This window comes from Aeromicrobium sp. YIM 150415 (assembly GCF_016918125.1).
In the GTDB taxonomy this organism is placed as follows: Bacteria; Actinomycetota; Actinomycetes; order Propionibacteriales; family Nocardioidaceae; genus Aeromicrobium; species Aeromicrobium piscarium.
Window position 1 is genome coordinate 357,357 of record NZ_JAERWM010000004.1, and the last position, 6,000, is coordinate 363,356.

Here is a 6,000-nt window from a genome sequence, read left to right on the forward strand (position 1 = left end):
TGAGCGAGCGGAGCGAGCGAACCATGAGGACCACCTCTTGCCGCCGCCTGCCTACCCTGCTCTTCCCCCAGGCGGTGGCGGCATGAGCGAGCGCAGCGAGCGAACCATGAGGATCACCTCATGCCGCCGCCTGCCTACCCTGCTCTTCCCCCAGGCGGTGGCGGCATGAGCGAGCGGAGCTCGGTGGCCGCGGCGGCCACCACGTGGGTCCGCGAGCGGATCGCCCGCCCGAGCCGTCCGGCCGAGATCGTCCACCGCGGCGGTCACGCCGTCTACCTCGACGACGGCACCGATGTGCTCGCGGTCGTCGGGGCCGCGGGGGTCCGCGTGCCCTGCGCGGCCCAGACCACCCTCTCCTCGCTGGAGGGGCTCACCGGCGCGGGATCGACGGTCACCGTGGGCGACGGCCGGATGGTCTTCGCCGGTGGCGAGGTCCGCATCGCCCGCACGGTCGACCAGCACGTCCCATCCCTCGATCCCGCCTCGGCGGCCTCGGCACGCGATCGCCTCGGCGACGCCGTGCCCGCCGCGATCGCGGCCGAGCTGCCTGCCGACGCGCTGGACGGGTTGCGGGCAGCCGACCCCACCGCGCCCCTGGCCCTCGCCGGCCTGGGCAGCGGCCTGACTCCGCTCGGCGATGACGTCCTCTGCGGCTGGATCGCGACGATGGTCGCCGCCGGACGCCTCGCGCAGAGCCCGGTGCTCGACGCGATCGACGCCCCGCTACTCGCCCGCACGACCTCACTGTCCGCGACACTCGTCCGCTGCGCGCTCGAGGGTTTCGTCATCCCCGAGTTCGCGCAGCTGCTCGACTCGCTGCGGGCCACGCAGTCCCGTCTCGAGCCCGCCGACGCAGCCGCGACCATGCTGCGCATCGGTCACACCTCCGGTGCCGGGCTCGTCCTCGGCCTGAGCCTGGCCCTGGACCACCTCACCGCCCACCCGCCCCTGGGCGGTGAGTTATCCCGCACTTTAGGTGCTCAGGTGCGTGATAACTCACCGACCTTTCCTCGGGTGCGTGATAGCTCACCGCCTGCTGCTCGCGAGCTCCACCACCCCACCACCGACTCGCACACGTCCACCCCATCTGTCACGAGGAGTTGCCCATGACCACGACCGGCTTCGAGCACGTCGAGCTACGCCGCGGCGCGTATGCCGACTCGGTGGCCTTGCTGCAAGTGAGCAAGGATGTCGCCGCCGTCGACGGTGTCACCGCGGCCCAGGTCGCGATGGCGACCGACCTGAACCGCGATGTCATCGCGCAGATGGGCTTCACGCTGCCCGAGTCCACACCGAACGACATGATCGTGGCGGTGCGGCTCGATGACGAGGGAACCCTGCCGGCCGCCCTCGAGGCCGTCGACGCGGCCCTCGCCCGCGCCTCGCGGCGCAGCGATGACGGCGCGTCCAGCGAGATCGAGCCCCCGCGCACCACGTTGTCGGCCTTCGACCGGACCGACGCCGGCCTGGCCCTCGTGTCGGTGCCCGGCGCCTCCGCCGCCGTCGAGGCGGCCGACGCCCTCGACGCGGGCCGCGACGTGATGATCTTCAGCGACAACGTGCCGGTCGAGCACGAGATCGCCCTCAAGCAGCTGGCAACCGAGCGCGGCCTGCTGGTGATGGGTCCCGACTGCGGCACGGCGGTCATCGACGGCATCGGCCTCGGCTTCGCCAATGCCGTCCGCCCCGGACCGGTCGGCATCGTCGCCGCCTCGGGCACCGGCTGCCAGCAGCTGCTGTGCCTCCTCGACCACGCGGGCGTCGGCGTCAGCGCCGCGCTCGGTGTGGGCGGCCGCGACCTCAGCGAGGCCGTCTCCGCGCTGTCCACTCGCGAGGCCATGCGCCGCCTCGACGAGGACGCCTCGACCGAGCTGATCGTCGTGGTCTCCAAGCCTCCGGCGGCGAAGGTCGCCGAGGAGCTGCGCGAGTACGCCGCGACGCTGACGACTCCCGTCCAGTTCGCGCTCCTCGGCTCCGGCCAGCCGGATCTCACCACCACGGCCGAGGCCGTGCTGGAGACCCTCGGCCGCCCGGTGCCCGAGTGGCCCCACCGGGGCGAGACGGCGCAGGTCGAGGGTGGGCGCCTGCGTGGCCTCTTCGTCGGCGGCACGCTCTGCGACGAGGCGATGCTCATCGCCACCGACGCCGTGGGCGATGTCTACAGCAATATCCCGCTGGAGCCGCGACTGGAGCTCGGGGCCGACCGGCGCGCCGACGGCACCGTCATGATCGACTTCGGCGATGACGGCATGACGGCAGGCCGCGCCCACCCGATGATCGACCCGACCCTCCGCCTGGAGGACCTCGCCCGCACCGCCCGCGACGGCGACGCCTCGGTCGTGCTGATGGATGTCGTGCTCGGGCATGGTGCCGAGGACGATCCCGCCGGTTCGCTGGCACCGGCCATCTCCTCGGCCGTCGAGACCGCGAAGGCGGGCGGTCGCGAGCTGGCCGTGGTGGTCGCCTGCGTGGGCACCCAGGACGACCCCCAGCAGACCGATCGCCAGGCCGAGGCCCTCGCCGCGGTCGGCGCCGAAGTGTTCTTGTCCAATGCCCAGGCGACCCGCCGGGCCCTTTCGCTGATCGGAGCCGCACGATGACGAGCACCCACCGACCCTCCGACGGAGTCGTCACCAGCGGCGTCGGCCTCTTCGCCGACGCGCTCGACGCCCAGGCCGTCGGCGTGAACCGCGTCGACTGGCGCCCCCCGATGGAGGGCACCGAGGACGATCTCGTCACGGTCGCCACCGATCCGCTGCGTCTCGATGCCAACCGTCGTGCCGTGGATGCCATGACCTCGACTCAGGCGATGGTCGTCGATGTGGCGCCCGCGAGCGAGCTGCTCGGCCTCGAGCGCGGCCAGTTCCTGCACGCCGGTCCCCCGCTGAAGTGGGAGAACGCGTCCGGCCCGATGCGCGGCGCGCTCCAGGGCGCGGCCGCGCTCGAGGGTCTGGTCGATGATCCCGAGGACGCCGTGGCGCTCTTCGAGTCCGGCGACTCGGTCTCCCTCGAGCCCTGCCACCACCGCAGCGCCGTCGGCCCGATGGCCGGCGTCGTGTCGCCCTCGATGTGGATGTGGGTGCTGGAGGATCAGACCGACGGCCGCCGGACGTACTGCACCCTCAACGAGGGCCTCGGCAAGGTGCTGCGCTACGGCGCCTACTCGCCCGAGGTGCTGCAGCGGCTGCGCTGGATGTCCGATGTGCTCGGCCCGTTGCTCGGTCAGGCGGTCCGCGCGACCGGACCGATCGATGCGACCGGCATCCTCACGCAGATGCTGCAGATGGGCGACGAGGCGCACAATCGCAATCGCGCGGGCACGCTGATGCTGCTGCGCGACATCGCTCCCGCTCTCGCGCAGTCCGGTGCCGACGCCAAGGACATCGCCGAGGTGTTCTCCTTCGTCGGCGGCAACGACCACTTCTTCCTCAACATCGCGATGCCCGCCTGCAAGCTCGCGCTCGACGCGGCGCGCGGCATCGAGGGCTCGACGATGGTGGTCGCGATGGCCCGCAACGGCACGGAGTTCGGCATCCAGACCGCCGGCACCGGCGACCAGTGGTTCACCGGTCCGGCGCAGGTCGCCGAGGGTCTGTACCTGGGCGACTACGGGCCGGACGATGCCAACCCCGATATCGGCGACTCGGCCATCACCGAGACGGCCGGCATCGGCGGCTTCGCGATGGCGACCGCTCCGGCGATCGTGCGCTTCGTCGGCGGCTCGGTCCCGGATGCGCTGGCGACCTCGCGCCGTATGCGTGAGATCACCATCGGCGAGAACCCGCGCTGGTCCATCCCTGTGCTGGACTTCATGGGCACGCCGACCGGTATCGACGTCTCGCGGGTCTGCCGGACCGGCATCCTGCCGCAGATCAACACCGGCATGGCCGGTCGCGTGGCGGGGGTCGGGCAGGTCGGCGCCGGCCTGGTGACGCCTCCGGCGAATATCTTCCCGGCGGCACTGTCGGCGCTCGCCGAGAGGACCCGCTCGCGCCGCTGAGCGATCGCATCCACCACGACGCGGAGGGACGGTACCGACCGTCCCTCCGCGTCGTCTTTCCGATCTCGCTCCCCTTTGAGGGCGGTGAGCCATCAACCACGTACACCGCCGCCGGAGCGCGTCGGGCCCCGTGCCGACGCGCTGACCCCGGGAACGGTGCGATAGCGTCCATTCAGCAGCCCATAACGGACGCCAGCCCACCGGCGACGATCACGAACGGACGCCTCCCCACCGCCCGGAGCAGCGGCACCTCCCATGTGGCGGAATCCGCCGCTGGATTCGCCTCGCGTCCAGGTCGAGTCGTGACAGTTCTTTCCTGTCATCCGAGCGAGTTCTGACCAAATCGTGCCCAGACGCGCTTCCCGGCCGGGTCGGCCTGAAATCCCCGGTAACGTGCGGTCATGAGCGAGCGCAAGCCCACCATCATGCCGGTTCACGAGCTGCTCGACCTCGTCTTGGACGAAGGATCCTTCACCTCCTGGGACGAGCCGGTCGACCTCACCGGCGTGGACGCCGAGTACCGCGCCACCCTCGAGCGAGCCGCCGAACGGGCAGGAACCGACGAGTCGGTGATCACCGGCCGCGCCACGGTGCACGGTCGTCCGATCGCCGTCATCGCCAATGAGTTCGGCTTCCTCGCCGGTTCGATCGGCGTCGCCGCCGCGCGGCGTATCACCGCCGCGGTCCGCCGGGCGACCGCCGAGGGACTGCCGCTCGTCGCGTCGACCTGCTCGGGTGGCACGCGCATGCAGGAGGGCACCACCGCCTTCGTGCACATGATCGAGATCTCCCGGGCGATCGGTGACCACCGCGCCGCGGGGCTCCCCTACCTGGCGCATCTGCGCCACCCGACGACGGGCGGCGTCTTCGCGTCCTGGGGATCGCTCGCGCATATGACCGTCGGCGAGCCCGGTGCGTTGCTGGGATTCCTCGGGCCGAAGGTCTACGAGGCGCTCTACGGCGAGCCCTTCCCCGCGGGTGTGCAGACGAGCGAGAATCTCGCCGAACACGGCATCATCGACGCAGTCGTGCCGCATGAGGATCTCAGCGCGATCCTCGACCAGACGCTCGCTCTGCTGACCGACGGCCCCACCGAGCCCGTGCAGACACGACGGACGGCACCGGTGGTGGGCGAGCGGTCGGCCTGGGAGTCGATCCAGATCACCCGCCAGCCCGACCGCGCCGGCGTACGCGAGCTGATCCGCTACGGCAGCGACATCGTGGTGCCGCTGCGCGGCACGCAGGACGGCCAGCGCGATTCGGCGATGATGCTCGCCCTGACGCGTCTCGACGGCGTCCCCTGTGTCGTCATCGGCCAGGACCGCAAGCGGCAGACCGACGAGCATCCGATGGGACCGGCGGCGCTGCGCGAGGCGCGTCGTGGCATGTCCCTGGCCGAGCAGCTGGGCCTGCCGCTGGTCTCGGTGATCGACACACCCGGTGCGGCGCTGTCGAAGGAGGCCGAGGAGGGAGCGATCGCCGGTGAGATCGCCCGCTGCATCGCGATGCAGTCCTCCCTGAAGGTGCCGACCGTGAGCGTGATCCTGGGACAGGGCTGTGGCGGTGGCGCTCTCGCCATGCTGCCCGCCGACGTGACGATCGCGGCCGAGAACGCCTGGCTGTCGCCCCTCCCTCCCGAGGGTGCCAGCGCGATCGTCCACCGCGATATCGACCACGCGCCCCAGATGGCCGAGCAGCAGAAGGTGTCCTCGGCCCATCTCCTCGCCGAGGGCACCGTGCAGGCGCTCGTCGCCGAGGTCCCCGGGGAGCCGGCCGAGGACTTCGCCCGCGCGATGGCCGCCGAGATCGCCGCTCAACTGCGCGAGCTCACCAGCTGACGTTCGCCTGGCGGTGAGCTATCCCGCACCTTGGGCGGGCTGGTTCTAGTGGTCGAAGCAACGGGTGGTCAGGCTGCCTGGGTGAGGAGCCTGTTCAGCCGGGTGGCTGGGGTGTCGAGGTCAAGGGTAGGTCGGGGACGTGCGTTCAGGCTGTCCTGGGCG

General features: G+C 71.5%; 4 protein-coding genes. All 4 read left to right on the top strand.

From position 1 onward, the window contains the following. The first annotated feature begins 165 nt into the window (after positions 1 to 165). Positions 166 to 1,110, top strand: coding sequence for a DUF2877 domain-containing protein (locus JL108_RS03410; protein WP_205197026.1), 945 nt, complete (start codon positions 166 to 168; stop codon positions 1,108 to 1,110). Further along, positions 1,107 to 2,600 (top strand): FdrA family protein, encoded by a 1,494-nt coding sequence (locus JL108_RS03415; RefSeq protein ID WP_205197028.1) that lies wholly within the window; start codon positions 1,107 to 1,109, stop codon positions 2,598 to 2,600. The genes JL108_RS03410 and JL108_RS03415 overlap by 4 nt, the downstream gene beginning before the upstream one ends. Continuing rightward, entirely contained in the window at positions 2,597 to 4,000 is a 1,404-nt protein-coding gene (locus JL108_RS03420; RefSeq protein ID WP_205197030.1) for a DUF1116 domain-containing protein, read from the top strand. The genes JL108_RS03415 and JL108_RS03420 overlap by 4 nt, the downstream gene beginning before the upstream one ends. Positions 4,001 to 4,401: 401 nt before the next feature. Then, positions 4,402 to 5,838, top strand: a complete 1,437-nt coding sequence (locus JL108_RS03425; RefSeq protein ID WP_240190522.1) for an acetyl-CoA carboxylase carboxyltransferase subunit alpha/beta — start codon at positions 4,402 to 4,404, stop codon at positions 5,836 to 5,838. Positions 5,839 to 6,000: the final 162 nt, after the last annotated feature.